The sequence below is a fragment of the Pseudomonas sp. BS3782 TE3695 genome, assembly GCF_050435305.1.
GTDB lineage: Bacteria > Pseudomonadota > Gammaproteobacteria > Pseudomonadales > Pseudomonadaceae > Aquipseudomonas.
Window position 1 is genome coordinate 2,290,068 of sequence record NZ_JBNDKB010000001.1, and the last position, 14,545, is coordinate 2,304,612.

Annotated in this window: 16 protein-coding genes; 9 read left to right on the forward strand and 7 right to left on the reverse strand. The window is 57.2% G+C overall.

Going from position 1 to position 14,545, the window contains the following annotated elements; translation table 11 throughout:
• Positions 1-383: 383 nt before the first annotated feature.
• The gene (fadD1, locus tag ABH909_RS10400; RefSeq protein ID WP_429432845.1) at positions 384-2,084 is read left to right on the forward strand and encodes a long-chain-fatty-acid--CoA ligase FadD1; all 1,701 of its coding nucleotides are present in this window, start codon (positions 384-386) and stop codon (positions 2,082-2,084) included.
• Positions 2,085-2,242: 158 nt separating this feature from the next.
• On the opposite strand, the gene ABH909_RS10405 is transcribed toward fadD1, so the two are convergent.
• Positions 2,243-2,620 carry a hypothetical protein gene (locus ABH909_RS10405; RefSeq protein ID WP_429432847.1) on the reverse strand — a complete coding sequence of 126 codons (378 nt, stop codon included), beginning with the start codon at positions 2,618-2,620 and terminating at the stop codon, positions 2,243-2,245.
• 191 nt (positions 2,621-2,811) lie between these two features.
• On the opposite strand from ABH909_RS10405, the gene ABH909_RS10410 reads away from it, so the two are divergent.
• The 3 genes from ABH909_RS10410 (at position 2,812) to def (ending at position 4,656) form a co-directional block, all read left to right on the forward strand.
• On the forward strand, positions 2,812-3,003 hold the full coding sequence (locus ABH909_RS10410) for a CsbD family protein (protein WP_429432849.1): 192 nt from the start codon (positions 2,812-2,814) through the stop codon (positions 3,001-3,003).
• A gap of 172 nt (positions 3,004-3,175) precedes the next feature.
• On the forward strand, positions 3,176-4,120 hold the full coding sequence (locus ABH909_RS10415) for a YihY/virulence factor BrkB family protein (protein ID WP_429432851.1): 945 nt from the start codon (positions 3,176-3,178) through the stop codon (positions 4,118-4,120).
• Positions 4,117-4,656 (forward strand): peptide deformylase, encoded by a 540-nt coding sequence (def, locus tag ABH909_RS10420; RefSeq protein ID WP_429432853.1) that lies wholly within the window; start codon positions 4,117-4,119, stop codon positions 4,654-4,656. The genes ABH909_RS10415 and def overlap by 4 nt, the downstream gene beginning before the upstream one ends.
• Before the next feature lie 88 nt (positions 4,657-4,744).
• Here def and ABH909_RS10425 read toward each other — a convergent pair whose 3' ends face one another.
• Together ABH909_RS10425 and gstA are read right to left on the reverse strand one after the other, a co-directional pair.
• Positions 4,745-5,158: a GNAT family N-acetyltransferase gene (locus tag ABH909_RS10425; protein WP_429432855.1), complete on the reverse strand. Its 414-nt coding sequence runs from the start codon at positions 5,156-5,158 to the stop codon at positions 4,745-4,747.
• 352 nt (positions 5,159-5,510) lie between these two features.
• On the reverse strand, positions 5,511-6,113 hold the full coding sequence (gstA, locus tag ABH909_RS10430; RefSeq protein WP_429432857.1) for a glutathione transferase GstA: 603 nt from the start codon (positions 6,111-6,113) through the stop codon (positions 5,511-5,513).
• Positions 6,114-6,212: 99 nt separating this feature from the next.
• Here gstA and ABH909_RS10435 point away from each other — a divergent pair, with 99 nt between their 5' ends.
• Positions 6,213-7,106, forward strand: a complete 894-nt coding sequence (locus ABH909_RS10435) for a LysR family transcriptional regulator (protein ID WP_429432859.1) — start codon at positions 6,213-6,215, stop codon at positions 7,104-7,106.
• Here ABH909_RS10435 and ABH909_RS10440 read toward each other — a convergent pair.
• From ABH909_RS10440 to ABH909_RS10450, 3 genes are all read right to left on the reverse strand, one after another.
• Positions 7,079-7,816 (reverse strand): NAD-dependent epimerase/dehydratase family protein, encoded by a 738-nt coding sequence (locus ABH909_RS10440; protein WP_429432861.1) that lies wholly within the window; start codon positions 7,814-7,816, stop codon positions 7,079-7,081. The two genes, ABH909_RS10435 and ABH909_RS10440, sit on opposite strands and share 28 nt — an antisense overlap.
• A gap of 42 nt (positions 7,817-7,858) precedes the next feature.
• Positions 7,859-8,491: a glutathione S-transferase family protein gene (locus ABH909_RS10445; RefSeq protein ID WP_429432863.1), complete on the reverse strand. Its 633-nt coding sequence runs from the start codon at positions 8,489-8,491 to the stop codon at positions 7,859-7,861.
• 66 nt (positions 8,492-8,557) lie between these two features.
• Positions 8,558-9,589, reverse strand: coding sequence for a LacI family DNA-binding transcriptional regulator (locus ABH909_RS10450; protein ID WP_008069112.1), 1,032 nt, complete (start codon positions 9,587-9,589; stop codon positions 8,558-8,560).
• Positions 9,590-9,804: 215 nt separating this feature from the next.
• Here ABH909_RS10450 and ABH909_RS10455 point away from each other — a divergent pair, with 215 nt between their 5' ends.
• Together ABH909_RS10455 and ABH909_RS10460 are read left to right on the forward strand one after the other, a co-directional pair.
• Entirely contained in the window at positions 9,805-10,338 is a 534-nt protein-coding gene (locus tag ABH909_RS10455; RefSeq protein ID WP_429432865.1) for a gluconokinase, read from the forward strand.
• Between the two features lie 82 nt (positions 10,339-10,420).
• The gene (locus ABH909_RS10460) at positions 10,421-11,773 is read left to right on the forward strand and encodes a GntP family permease (RefSeq protein WP_007902445.1); all 1,353 of its coding nucleotides are present in this window, start codon (positions 10,421-10,423) and stop codon (positions 11,771-11,773) included.
• A 176-nt stretch (positions 11,774-11,949) separates the two neighbouring features.
• Here ABH909_RS10460 and alaC read toward each other — a convergent pair whose 3' ends face one another.
• Positions 11,950-13,167 carry an alanine transaminase gene (gene alaC / locus ABH909_RS10465; protein ID WP_429432867.1) on the reverse strand — a complete coding sequence of 406 codons (1,218 nt, stop codon included), beginning with the start codon at positions 13,165-13,167 and terminating at the stop codon, positions 11,950-11,952.
• A gap of 138 nt (positions 13,168-13,305) precedes the next feature.
• Between alaC and ABH909_RS10470 the strand changes: the two genes are divergently transcribed.
• The gene (locus ABH909_RS10470) at positions 13,306-13,968 is read left to right on the forward strand and encodes a LysE family translocator (RefSeq protein WP_429432869.1); all 663 of its coding nucleotides are present in this window, start codon (positions 13,306-13,308) and stop codon (positions 13,966-13,968) included.
• 66 nt (positions 13,969-14,034) lie between these two features.
• Complete coding sequence (locus ABH909_RS10475; protein ID WP_429432871.1) at positions 14,035-14,520, forward strand: GyrI-like domain-containing protein; 486 nt, start codon at positions 14,035-14,037, stop codon at positions 14,518-14,520.
• Positions 14,521-14,545: the final 25 nt, after the last annotated feature.

Consider the following 14,545-nt stretch of genomic DNA (forward strand, 5'->3'; position numbering starts at 1 on the left):
CTTGCTCGCGAAAGCGGTGTGCCAGGCGACATTAATGTCGACTGACACGCCCTCTTCGCGAGCAAGCCCGCTCCCACATGGATTGCTTAACTGACTGGCATTGGGGCTTGCCCGCGATGCTTTTAAGGGAAGGGGCCCAAAGTACGGGGCTTTTAAGGCTGTATAGAATTTTTGCTCTAAAATGACTGCTTGTTTGTCTTGAGTCATTAAAGTGACTATGTGGGCCGTTTTTGGCTCTAGTCGGCCCTTGGCAAAGCTGCTACTCTCGGCGCGCTTTGTGACTTCTCGGCCTTGTTAAAAGCCAGACTCACCAATAATCAAACACCAATAATAATCGCATCAAATGCGGTATTTGAATTCGCGTTGCTGAGGAGTGGGCTTCCATGATCGAAGACTTTTGGAAGGATAAGTACCCAGCTGGAATTGCTGCCGAGATCAATCCAGACGAGTATCCGAATATTCAGGCAGTGTTAAAGCAATCCTGCCAACGCTTCGCTGACAAACCGGCATTCAGCAACCTGGGCAAGACAATCACCTACGGTGAGCTATACGAATTGTCCGGTGCCTTTGCCGCTTACCTGCAACAGCATACCGATTTGCAACCAGGCGATCGAATCGCCGTGCAACTCCCCAATCTGCTGCAGTACCCAATCGCCGTTTTCGGTGCCATCCGCGCCGGGCTGATCGTGGTCAATACCAACCCGCTGTACACCGCGCGGGAAATGGAACACCAATTTAACGATTCCGGTGCCAAAGCCTTGGTCTGCCTGGCCAACATGGCACATCTGGCCCAGACCGTCGTGCCGAAAACCGGCGTCAAGCATGTGATCGTCACTGAAGTGGCCGACCTGCTGCCGCCGCTCAAGCGCCTGCTGATCAACAGCGTCATCAAGTACGTGAAGAAGATGGTCCCGGCGTATCACTTGCCCAAGGCCATCAAATTCAATGATGTGTTGCGCAAGGGCCATGGCCAGCCAGTGGCTGAAGCCAACCCGGCCAGCAGCGACGTTGCCGTGCTGCAATACACCGGCGGCACCACCGGCGTAGCCAAAGGCGCGATGCTGACCCATCGCAATCTGGTGGCGAACATGCTGCAGTGCAAAGCGCTGATGGGTTCCAACCTCAATGAAGGTTGCGAGATCCTGATCACTCCGCTGCCGCTGTACCACATCTATGCGTTCACCTTTCATTGCATGGCGATGATGCTGATCGGCAACCACAACATTCTGATCAGCAACCCGCGCGACCTGACGGCGATGGTCAAGGAACTGTCGAAGTGGAAGTTCAGCGGCTTCGTGGGCCTGAACACGCTGTTCGTCGCGCTGTGCAACAACGAAGCGTTCCGCAAGCTGGATTTCTCCAGCCTGAAAATCACTCTGTCCGGCGGCATGGCCTTGCAACTGGCCGCGGCCGAACGCTGGAAAGCCGTTACCGGTTGCCCGATCTGCGAAGGTTACGGAATGACCGAAACCAGCCCGGTGGCCACAGTGAACCCGAGCCAGAACATCCAGATCGGCACCATCGGTATTCCAGTGCCATCGACGGTGTGCAAAATCATCGACGATGCCGGTGTTGAACAGCCGCTGGGCGCCATCGGTGAACTGTGTGTGAAAGGTCCGCAAGTCATGAAGGGCTACTGGCAGCGTCAGGACGCCACCGATGAAATACTCGACAGCGAAGGCTGGTTGAAGACCGGTGACATTGCGCTGATCCAGCCCGACGGTTACATGCGCATTGTCGATCGCAAGAAAGACATGATCCTGGTCTCCGGTTTCAATGTGTATCCCAATGAGCTTGAAGATGTGCTGGCGACTCTGCCGGGCGTGCTGCAATGCGCGGCCATTGGTGTGCCGGACGAGAAGTCGGGCGAGGCGATCAAGATCTTTATCGTCGCCAAACCGGGTGTGACCCTGACCAAGGATCAGGTGATGGAGCACATGCGCGCCAACGTCACCGGTTACAAAGTGCCGAAAGCCGTGGAATTCCGTGATGCGCTGCCGACCACCAACGTCGGCAAAATCCTGCGCCGCGAACTGCGCGACGAAGAGCTGAAGAAGCTCGGCGTGAAGAAAGTCAGCGCCTAACCAACAAAAAGCCCCGCAGATGCGGGGCTTTTTGTTGTGGTGAAAGCAGATCAAAAGATCGCAGCCTTCGGCAGCTCCTACATTGACCGAGTACACCCGATATTCCACAAGTATGCGCGATCTATGTAGGAGCTGCCGAAGGCTGCGATCTTCTGCTGTTACTGGTGGAATTGCGCAAAGTTGACGTTGGTACCGCCCGGGCGCATGTCCTGCAAGTAGGAGTCCTTGTCGGCGCTCAGTTCCAGGCTCAGGGCTGCCTTGCGCTTGCCTTGGTTGCGCACCACCAGACCTTCGAGTTTTTCGCGCAGGAAAACCGTCGGCACTTTAAGGTGCAGCAGTTCGTCGGTATCCGGGGTGTGCATCAGCAAATGAATCCATTCGTACTGACCAACGGCCAGGCGTGCAACCGGAATATCGAACCAGAAAATGTTTCGGTTGCGGTTCAGTTCGGTGAAATGGCAGTTGTTGACGCCAAGCACAGCACCGCCGAGTTCCTGGTTTCTGCGGGCAATGGCCTGCTTTTTATCGAGTTTCATAACGTTCCTACGGGATTGGATCTTCAGCGCCATGGCCTGAATACGTGGCGCATTCTCGGGGCAAAGGCTGCAAACATAAAGCCCAACCTGCGAAATGTCCGGTTAATAAATAAATGAAACTCCGCGCAAAGACCCTCGGTCAATCCTTGTGTAACCACTTTCCCCATTGAAATGTTCACAGGAGAAATACCATGGGCAGCACGGGCGATAAAGTTAAAGGCATGGCAAACGAAGCGGCCGGCAACGTCAAGCAAGGCGTCGGCAAGGCCACCGGTAATGACAAGATGCGCGCCGAAGGCGTGGCGCAGGAGAAGAAAGGCGAAACCCAGCAAGCAGTCGGCAAAGCCAAGGATGCTCTCAAAAAAGGCATCGATAAGGCGTAATCCGGCATTTGACGAGTAACAGAAACGGCCATCCGAAGATGGCCGTTTTTGTGTTGGATAGGCGAGATATACCCTTAGATTGTTTCAAAGTCGCCAAGTAGGCTACTTTGTTGTAGAAAACGGCCCCTGAGTCGCCACGACTTCAACCTTTTTGCGGCGAAAGGAGACGCTAATGTTTTTTCCAACCATGAAAGGTCTGCCCCTGCATCGGGTGATGATGCGCACGGTTACCGAGTTCATCGCCGATGAAATGTCGACTTATGCCTCGGCGCTGGCCTATCAAATGTTGTTCTCGCTGTTCCCTTTCATCCTCTTCCTGATCGCCCTGATCGGTTTTCTGCACTTGCCGGATTTCTTTTCCTGGTTGCGCCTGCAATCGGAACTGGTTCTGCCACCCCAGGCGCTGGAGCAGGTGAACCCGGTAATCGACCAGCTTCAGCAGTCCAAAGGGGGGTTGCTCTCGGTAGGTATCGTCATCGCCCTGTGGACCGCGTCCGCTGGTGTACGGTTGATGATGAGCGCGATGAACGCCGCGTATGACGTGGTCGAAGGCCGTCCAGCCTGGAAACGTTTCCCGCTGTCGATTTTCTACACCATCGGCATCGCCGGCATGTTGCTGATCGCCGCCGCACTGATGGTGCTCGGGCCGCAGGTGATGGGCTGGATTGCCTCACAAGTAGGCCTCGAAGATTTTATCGTGACCGTGTGGACCATTGTTCGCTGGCCGGTGATTGTGGTTCTGTTGATGATGGCGGTGGCGCTGATTTATTACGTCATGCCTGACGTCAAACAAGAGTTTCGCTTCATCACCCCGGGTGCTGTGTTGTCTGTGGTGGTCTGGATCATCGCTTCGCTGGGCTTCGGTTTCTACGTCAAAACCTTCGCCAACTACAATGCCATGTATGGCAGTATCGGCGCGATCATCGTGTTGCTGTTGTACTTCTATATTTCCGCCGCGGTGCTGTTGCTCGGCGCGGAAATGAATGCAGTGATCGAACACATGTCGTCCGAAGGCAAGAAACCTGGCGAAAAGGTGCCCGAAGAACCCAAACACCACGTATCGGGATTGGGACGCGACCACTCAATCAAGCCGACCACTGACGAAGCCCTGAAATGATCCGTGAAATTCTGAAAATGGGTGATGAACGCCTGCTGCGCATTGCCTCACCGGTGCCAACAGAAATGTTCGACAGCCCTGAGTTGTGGCAGTTGATCGACGACATGTTCCAGACCATGGAAAGCGTAGGCGGGGTGGGCCTGGCCGCGCCGCAGATCGGTGTCGACCTGCAACTGGTGATCTTTGGTTTCGAACACAGCGAACGCTATCCGGACGCCGAAGCGGTGCCGCAGACGATTCTGATCAATCCACTGATCACGCCATTGAGCCCGATCCTTGAAGAGGGGTTCGAAGGCTGCCTGTCGGTGCCGGGCTTGCGCGGTGCGGTGAATCGTTATCAGCAGATTCGCTATGAAGGCTTCGATCCCAAGGGCGAGCCGATCGTGCGCATTGCCTCGGGATTTCATGCGCGGGTGGTGCAGCATGAATGCGATCACCTGATCGGCCGGCTGTACCCGTCGCGCATCAGTGATTTCAGCAAATTCGGGTTTACCGAAGTGATGTTTCCGGATCTGGACCCTGCGGCGGACGATTAAATCGCTAAAAGATCGCAGCCTTCGGCAGCTCCTACGGGTGTACACAAAACCCTGTAGGAGCTGCCGAAGGCTGCGATCTTTTGATTTTCTAATCTGGTTCAAACCCCATCGCAATCATCGGTTTGCTGCGCGCATAACGGCTCAACCGTTCAGCCATGGCGTAGGGCAGGGGCGGGTCGAAGGTAAAACCGCGACGCTCATAAAAGCCACGCAGATCCGGATGGCAGAACAACCAGACGGGTTCTTCGAGGTGCTTGATGGCGTGGGCGATCAACGTCGCGGCGATCCCTTGCTCGCGACAGCGCGGGTCGACGAACAGCCCGGTCAGCCAATGCCCGCCGGCCACTGGCCGCAAACATAACGCCGCAATGATCTCATCGCGTTTTGCGACCCACAGGCGAGCGTCGCGGACTGCTTTCATTGACGATTGGTGGGCGCGGTAAAACTTGTTCATCAACGGCCATAACGGCTCATCGAGCAAGGAGTACTGGGTGTTGGGCATGGGCCTGGACTGTCAGTGCGCAAAGCGGGTGATTATAAAAGAACGCGGGCGCCGCGATAGGTGTATACCTGATCTCACGTCCCGTATGAGTGGAGTATGTATCATGGCCAAAGGCATGGATTCAAAGAAAGCGGCAAAGAAGAAACCGGCTAAAACCGCCGATGAAAAACGTGCGGACAAGAAGGCCAAGAAGGTGGGCGTGTTCGGCCACTGATCCCCACGTCAAAGGAGCCCGGGTTCTCGGGCTCCTGCTGCAGGTCTAACGAAATACCCCCGAAAAATCTGCAAGAAATTCCGATCAAGACCTGATCTCCTTTCAAGTCTAAACCCTACTCGCGGTTGATTTAACGCCTCACGCCCATTGCGCAGCCAGCGCGCCTTTCACGGCTGGCCGCATATCAACCCTCGCCTGAAATCGCGCCAATGCAGGCCACTCACTCAGATCGATGTCAAACCCCTGAGTCCAGCGCAACACCGTAAACAGATACGCATCAGCGATGCCGAATCCACCGGCCATCAAGTAATCCTGCCGCTCCAGCGTCTTGCTCAACACGGCGAAGCGCTTGAACAGCTTCTCCTTGATGAGCGTCCTCACCTCATCCGGAAACTGCGAATTGAACAGCCAACCCAGCCCACCATGAATCTCGGTAGAAACGAAATTCAGCCATTCCTGCAAACGCACCCGCTCGAACGTCCCGTTCGTCGGTGCCAGGTCCGCCTCAGGTCGTAGATCTGCCAGGTACTGCAGGATCGCCGGGCCTTCGGTCAGCACATCACCGTTATCCAGCTGCAATGCCGCGACATAGCCTTTTGGGTTAATGGCCAGGAAATCCTCTCCGGTGACGGTCTGCTTGGTGCTGTTGTCGACGCGAATCAACTCGAACGGCAAATCCAGTTCGCGCAGCACAATGTGCGGCGCCAATGAGCAGGCTTGCGGGGCGTAATACAACTTCATGGGCAGGGCTCTGGTTGCGGATTTGCGCCAGTGTCATAGTGCGCGGCACGCTCGGTAAAATTAATCTTTCAGAAAACTGCCATTAGGAAAGCTACTGCCATGATGAACCTGATGCACTGGCGAATGGTGGTGGCGGTGGCCGATACCGGCAACATCACCCGGGCCGCCGAACGGGTTGGAATGACCCAGTCCGGTGCCAGTCAGGCGTTGGCCTTGATCGAAGAAACCCTGGGCGTTCAGCTGTTCAGCCGGGAAAACCGTCATACCTTGCCGACCGCCATTGGCTTGCCTGTGATCGAACAGGCGCGAACCATGCTCGGCGCTCTCGAGAACATACGCAGCACCGTCGACGCCACTAAGGATATCCAGCGCGGGACGATTCGCCTGGCCAGTTTTCCGTTGGTGCTGGCGACCTTACTGCCGCCACTGCTACGCCAATTCAATCGGCTGTATCCCGGCATTCAAGTGGTGGCGTTGGAGGTCAGCGACGATGAAGTGGAAACGTTGCTCAGTGACGGGCTGGTGGATGTCGGCGTGGTGTTGAACCCTGCGCCCGCGCGCAGCGCTGGTCGTCTGGGGCGTGATGCCTGGGTGGCGGTGCTGCCCGGTGGCCACCCCTTGGCGCGCCGCTCGAATGACAAGGGCGTTTCATTGGCAGAACTGGCGGAGCAACCCTTCGTGCTGGCCACGGGCGGTTGTTCGACCAATGCCCGCAGCCTGGCCGCCGATGCCGGGCTGCAACTGGTGGATATACGGGCCGAGGTGCGAGAGTGGAGCAGTGCGTTTACCCTGGTGCGGGAAAACATTGGCGTGACCCTGGTACCGGAAATGACCTTGCCGCCCCATCGCCAAGGCCTGCGTGTAATGCCTTTGATGCCGCGTATCGATCGCGAATTTGCCTTGGTGGTCGCGCCCGACAAAGAACCTTCGGCGGCGGTGCGGGCGTTGTTGAGGATGCTTGCAGATCACCCGATGGGAATGTCGAACTCCTGAAACGCATCATCCAACGGCCTGTAACCCAACACCCGGGTAGTTTCACTGAGGTCCAGGCGTTTGAAACGGTTATTGGAAATACCGTGGGCGATCAGGTGTTGCACACCTTTGACCTCTACCGAGAGTTGCAGTAACTGCACCGCATCACGAGGGCTGAGCCATGCGCTCAGGTCACGAGCGTTGGTCAATTCGTGACGGTCCGCAAATTCGAAAGCGCCGATGCGTATGGCGATGCTCGATAGGTTGTGTTTGGCAGCGTAGAACGCACACAAGGCTTCGCCATAACACTTGCTGACGCCATACAGATTGGCCGGCATCACCTGCATGCCCGGTGTGATCTGCCGGTCCACCGGATAACCCTCGATGGTCTGCGCGCTGCTGGCGAACACCAACCGTTTACAATTCGCCGCCACGGCGGCTTCGAACAGGTAAGTGGTGGCCAGAATATTGTTGGGCAGTAACTCATCGAAAGAGGCGGTGGCGTGAGGGATGCCAGCCAGATGCACGATGACGTCGATGCCCTTCAGCACTTCGCTTATGGCGGTGAGGTCGGACAGGTCCTGGCGTACAAAGCGATGCGGTGGATCGACATTGAAGTCGGGTTCGATTCGATCCGTCAGCACGAAGGTGTAGCGGTCCTGCGAAGCTTCGAAAAAGGTTCTGCCGATTCTGCCGCAGGCGCCGGTCAGCAGTACGTTGAGTCCGTTCATGGGGTTCTCTTTTATGAAAAAGCAGAGGGGGCGGATTTGGCGTTATGGCACGCCATTGCAAGCGTGTTCCATGAACCCCGGCCGCAGCGCCAGTCGTTGGCAATAGGCGTCGACGGCGGGGTAGTCCGGGCGATCCATCGGGGTCATCCGCCAGCGGTTGACCGACAATCCGATGAGGATATCGGCCAGTGTGAACTGCGGTCCGGCGACATATGCTCCGGTCGCCGCGAGTTGCTGTTCGAGGATGCCCATTTTTGCGTTCCAGCCGCGAACGCCATCAGCAATCCGTTGCGTATCCTGAAAGTTCGGCAATTGCCGGACCAGCGCAAAAAATGCGTAGCCCCACGACGGGTTGAGTTCGGTGGCTTGCCAGTCCATCCACTGCTCCACGCGAGCGCGGGCCGCCGGTTCGATGGGCAACAGGTCAGTGTTTTGGTGTTTACCGGCCAGATACCGGCAGATGGTATTGGACTCCCACAAGACGCCGGCTTCGTCGATGAGCACCGGCACCTGTGCGTTGGGGTTGAGCTGGAGAAATTCCGGGCGCTGTGTCGATGCGAAACCGCTGCCCCAGTCTTCGCGTTCGTAGGAAACGCCCAGTTCGTCGCAGGTCCACAGGACTTTTCTGACGTTAATTGACGAGGCCCGACCCAAAATCTTCAGCGTATGTCCCATTGAGCTTCTCCGTTTGCTGTTCCAGGTATCGGAATCTAGCACGCGGAGCGTGGGAATGGTCGCGAGTCAGGTGCTCTCGCGTACCTTCAATTCAAATCCCATATCCTGCACCGGTTTGGTCACTGAATTGCCAGCCAGCAAGGTCAGCATCAGCTCTGCGGAGCGACGGCCAATGGCTTCGCGCGGGGTGCTGATGCTGCTCAGGCGCGGCACCATGTGCTCTGATGCAGGCAGGTCGTTGAAGCCGAGGATCGCCACGCGTTCGGGGATCTTGATTCCATTGCGCAACGCTTCGAGCAGCGCGCCCTGGGCCAGGTCGTCGTTGCCGAAGAAGATCGCATCGACGTCCGGATGGGTTGCGAGCAGTTGCAGGAACAATTCGCCGCCCAGACCCACCGACGAAGCTCGCGGTGTCAGCACTTCCAGTGCTGGATCATACAAACCGGCCTTTTGCAGCGCGCGACGGAAACCTTCGCCGCGCAGCAGCGTGCGTTGATCGAGTTGCGCGCCGATGTAGGCCAGGCGCTTGCGACCGCGTGACAGCAAATGCCCGGCTGCGGTTTCGCCGGCAGCGACTTGCGAGAAACCGACGCAATTGAGCCCGGCCGCGCTGTCCAGTTCCATCATGTACACGCACGGAATGTTGCTGGCCTCGATCATCCGCCGCGAACTTTCGGTGCGGTCGAAACCGGTCAGCAACAGGCCGCGAGGTTGATAAGCCATGTAATTGCGCAGCAGGTTTTCTTCTTCATCACGCGAGTAATGGAAGTTGCCGATCAGCACTTCGAAGCCCTTTGGTCGTAAAACCTGATGAATGGCTTCCAGCGTGTCGATGAACAGCAGGTTGGACAATGACGGCACCAAAACCACCACGGAATGGCTCTGGGCCGAGGCCAGGGCGCGGGCGGCGGGGTTGACCACGTAGTTCAGGTCGAGGGCGGCCTTCTGGACTTTTTCCACCAGTTCGGTGGCCACCGTGCTGACGCCGCGCAGGGCGCGGGAGGCGGTAATCGGGCTGACACCGGCCAGGCGCGCGACTTCGTTGAGGGTAGGGCGGCCAGTGGTGCGAGTATTTTTATCGTTTTTAGGGGTATTCATCGGACGGCTTGCCAAACAAAATTCAAGGCACTAAGGTAGCGCTGTCTCGATGCAGCTGCAAATGCGTGAACGAGGTTTGCCTGATCCTCGCTTTTTGGCTTCGAGAACGAACATGCTGCAACCCACAAAAATGACAAGAAGGCGTCGGCAACTTCTGCTTTTGCACTTGAGTCTTACGTAGCAAAGGTAGCGCTGTCTGCGCGCTGAGGTGTTACATGAATCATCCCATCACCGCCCTGGTCATCATGGGCGTTGCCGGTTGCGGCAAGACGTGCGTCAGCCAGTCCCTGTGCCAGCTTAGCGGCGCGACCGCCATTGAAGGCGACACTTTCCACCCTGCCGCCAATATCGAAAAGATGAGCGCGGGTATCCCCCTGAACGACGAAGATCGTGCCGGCTGGCTCGACAGCCTGTGCGATGAGCTGCGCCGCATCGATGCCAAGGGTGAACGCCCGGTGCTGACGTGCTCTGCCCTCAAACACAGTTACCGCGAACGCTTGCGCAGTGCCTTGCCGGGCCTGGGCTTCGTTTTCCTCGAGCTGACCCCCGAAGTCGCTGCCGATCGTGTGTCTCATCGGCCGGGGCACTTCATGCCGTCGACCTTGATCGACAGTCAGTTCGCCACACTTGAATCGCCCATTGGTGAGCCCCTGACCCTGGCTCTGGATGCGTCCAGCCATAGCGTCGATGAATTGGCTGCTCAGGCCCACCGTTGGTGGCTCGATCACGGCTTGAAACTCGCCGGTTGATTTTGCTCCAAAAGATAGCGCTGTCCTGACGGCATTTGAATAATTGCTTTCATAACAACAACAAACAACGGAGACACCCCCCATGTTTGGCATGTCCCACGAGTCATTCCTGCTGCTAGACGCAGTGGTCACAGTGATCGGGCTTATCGTCCTGATCACCAAGTTCAAGTTGCACCCATTCCTCGCACTGATCATCGCCGCCGCCTTCCTCGGGCTGACGTCCGGCATGCCTATCGGCACTATCATCAAGGCGTTCCAGGATGGCTTCGGTGGGGTACTCGGTTTCGTCGGGATCATCCTGGCGCTGGGCACCATGCTCGGCAAAATGATGGCCGAATCAGGCGGTGCGGATCAAATTGCGCAGACGTTGATCCGCGCCTTCGGCAAGGACAAGGTGCAGTGGGCGATGATGTTCGCCGCGTTCCTGGTCGGCATTCCGCTGTTCTTCGAAATCGGCTTCGTACTGCTGATTCCGCTGGTGTTCATCGTGGCCCGTCGCACTGGTGTGTCGATCATCAAGATCGGTATCCCGCTGCTGGCTGGCCTGTCCGCGGTACACGGCCTGGTGCCGCCGCACCCGGGTCCGCTGCTGGCCATCGGTGTGTTCGGTGCCGACATTGGTAAAACCATTCTGTACGGCCTGATCGTTGCGCTGCCAACGGCCATCATCGCTGGCCCGATTTTCGGTACGTTCATTGCCAAGCACATTCCCGGTCATCCGAACCAGGAGCTGGTGGATCAACTATCGCGCGAGACGGATTCGGCTGAACTGCCGAGCTTCGGCATCACGCTGGTGACCGTGTTGCTGCCGGTATTCCTGATGCTGCTCAAGACATTTGCCGACGTGGTGCTGCCCGATGGCAACATCTTCCGCGCTTTCATGGACCTGATCGGTCACCCGATTTCGGCGTTGCTGCTGGCATTGCTGCTGTCGCTGTATACCTTCGGCTACAAGCAGGGCATCGGTTCCAGTCAAATGATGAAATGGCTCGATGCAAGCCTTGCACCGACCGCCGCGATCATTCTGATCATCGGTGCCGGTGGCGGCTTCAAGCAGATGCTGGTGACCAGCGGTGTGGGTGATGTGATCGGCCATATGGCGGTGAATGCACAGATCTCGCCGATCCTGCTGGCCTGGCTGGTGGCGGCGGTGATCCGCATCGCGACCGGTTCGGCAACTGTGGCGACCATTACTGGTGCGGGCATCGTGGTGCCGGTGGTGGGGATGATTCCGGGCGTGAACCGTGAGTTGCTGGTACTGGCTACCGGTGCCGGTTCGTTGATCCTGTCCCACGTCAACGACGCCGGTTTCTGGCTGGTGAAGCAGTACTTCAACATGACCGTGGCGGAAACCTTCAAGACCTGGACTGCGATGGAAACCATCCTGTCCGTGGTGGGCCTGGGCTTCATCCTGCTGTTGTCTTTGTTCGTCTGACACGATCGGCAAACACAAAAAAACCGCAGCGATGCGGTTTTTTTGTGGGTGATGAGTCGAAATCCCCGTAGGAGCTGTCGAGTAGAACGAGGCTGCGATCTGTTGATCTTGATTTAAAAAACAAAATCAAAAGATCGCAGCCTCGTTCTACTCGACAGCTCCTACAGTGTCAGGTGTCAGATATTGGTTTTCTGAACCAACCCATCCGCCCGGAACATTCCGCGAATCCCGCGCACGGCCTGACGAATCCGGTCCTGGTTTTCGATCAGCGCGAAGCGCACATGATCATCCCCATACTCGCCAAACCCAACGCCCGGCGAGACACAGACCTTGGCTTCGGCCAGCAATTTCTTGGCGAATTCCAGCGAACCCATGTGTGCATAAGCCTCGGGAATCTTGGCCCAGACATACATCGATGCTTTCGGGTTTTCGACCATCCAGCCCAGTTCATGCAAGCCTTTGACCAGTACATTACGACGCTGCCGATACTGATCGGCGATGTCTTTGACACATTGCTGATCGCCTTCCAGTGCCGCAATCGCCGCGACTTGCAGCGGGGTAAAGGTGCCGTAGTCGTGGTAGCTCTTGATCCGTGCCAGGGCGTTGACCAGTTCCGGGTTGCCGACCATGAAACCAATGCGCCAGCCGGCCATGTTGTAGCTCTTGGACAGGGTGAAAAACTCCACCGCGATGTCCTTGGCGCCCGGCACTTGCATGATCGACGGGGCTTTCCAGCCGTCGTACACGATGTCGGCATAGGCCAGGTCATGCACCACCAAAACATCGTACTGTTTGGCGAGGGCGATCACCCGCTCAAAGAAGTCCAGCTCCACGCACTGGGCGGTGGGGTTGGACGGGAAGCCGAGGATCATCATTTTCGGTTTCGGGATCGAGCCGCGAATCGCCCGTTCCAGCTCGGCGAAGAAGTCCACGCCAGGGATCAGCGGCACCGAGCGCACCTGGGCGCCGGCAATCACGGCACCATAGATGTGAATCGGATAGCTGGGGTTCGGCACCAATACGGTGTCGCCCTGGTCTAGGGTGGCCAGCATCAAATGTGCCAGACCTTCCTTGGAACCGATGGTGACGATGGCTTCGGTTTCCGGGTCGATCTCGACTTCGTAGCGATCCTTGTACCAATTGGAGATCGCCCGACGCAGGCGCGGAATCCCTTTGGACGTGGAATAGCCGTGGGTGTCTTCACGCTGGGCAACCGTAACGAGTTTTTCGACAATGTGCGGCGGCGTGGCGCCGTCGGGGTTGCCCATGCTCAAGTCGATGATGTCTTCGCCACGACGACGGGCGGCCATCTTCAGCTCGGCAGTGATGTTGAAAACGTAAGGGGGGAGTCGATCTATGCGCGCAAAGCGGCGCGGCGAACCTTGTTCGGCCATTGTTGCCTCGGATAACGTAAGCGCCCGGAACCGTCCGAGCGACGCTGGCCACTGCGGTGGCCTGTGGCGGAATGTAAGGGCTGCTGTGGCAGACTGTCCAGCGTCTATGTAAACAAATTTTGCGAAGGAAATCGGTTGATGGAGTTTACCAGCGGCTTTTTGCTGAGCCTTTCGCTGTGCCTGGACATCGGCGTGGCCAATATCGCGATGATCACGCTGGCAATGCAGCGCGGCTATTTCCAAGGCTTTGCGCTGGGATTGGGAACGTGTGTCGGCGATCTGATTTACGCCGTGCTGGCGTTGGCCGGGATGACCGTATTGCTGCAATACGAAACCGTGCGTTGGGTGCTGTGGATCGGCGGCTCGGCGCTGCTGCTGTATTTCGCGGCGAAGATGATTTATTCGGCGATTCATCATGAAGCGCTGTTGGCGCAGACCCCGGAAGTGGGGCACAACTCGCATCGTCGTGAGTTTTTTCGCGGGATTTTTCTCGCCATGTCATCGCCTAGCGCCATTCTATGGTTCGCCGCGGTGGGCGGCACACTGATCGCCCGTTCCGGTGGCGGTGGCGCGGTCAGCTCGGCGCTGTTCCTTGGCGGCTTCTTGTGCGCCGGTGTGCTCTGGTGTGTCGGTCTGTGCTTCGCGGCGAGCCATGGCGGCAAGTTGCTCGGGGACAAACTGCTGCGTTATTCCTACATGGCATCGGCAGCGATCTTCTGCTATTTCGCGGTCTACGTGATTCTATCGGGTTACAACGAGTTCATCGGCCCAGGCGCCATCGAACAGTTGCACGCACTGTAACTGGGCGAATCGGGTTTGGCTTCTATACTCCCAGCCGAACCCACCTTTTGTACCAGGAGTTGAGTCATGGATGAGCAAACAGGCGTCGAAACGGCCGAGCCACGCTTTGAAAACGGGCACTTCATGCTCATAGCGGGGCTTGGTGGACGATTTACGGCGGATACGACCAAAGCGATCCCCGACCTATGGGAGAAATTCATTCCCGAGATGGGAAAAATTCCCGGTCAGAAAAGCGAAGTAACCTACGGCATCTGCTGCAATCCGGATGGCAAGGGTGGTTTCGAATACATCGCCGGTGTCGAAATCAGCAAGCTCGACGACCTGCCCGAGAAGTACCGCTGGATTGAAGTTCAGCCTCAGAAATATGCAGTTTTCGAACATAAGGGGCCTCTGGATACCTTGCCCCAGACCTTTCAATACATCTGGAACACTTGGCTGCCGAAATCCGGTCGTGAAGCGGCGGATGCGCCGGAGTTCGAACGCTACAGCGATGACTTCAACCCGAAGCTCAATACCGGCGTGCTGGAAATCTGGCTGCCACTCAAAGCGTAATGAACGGGTCGAGCGGCGGATCGAT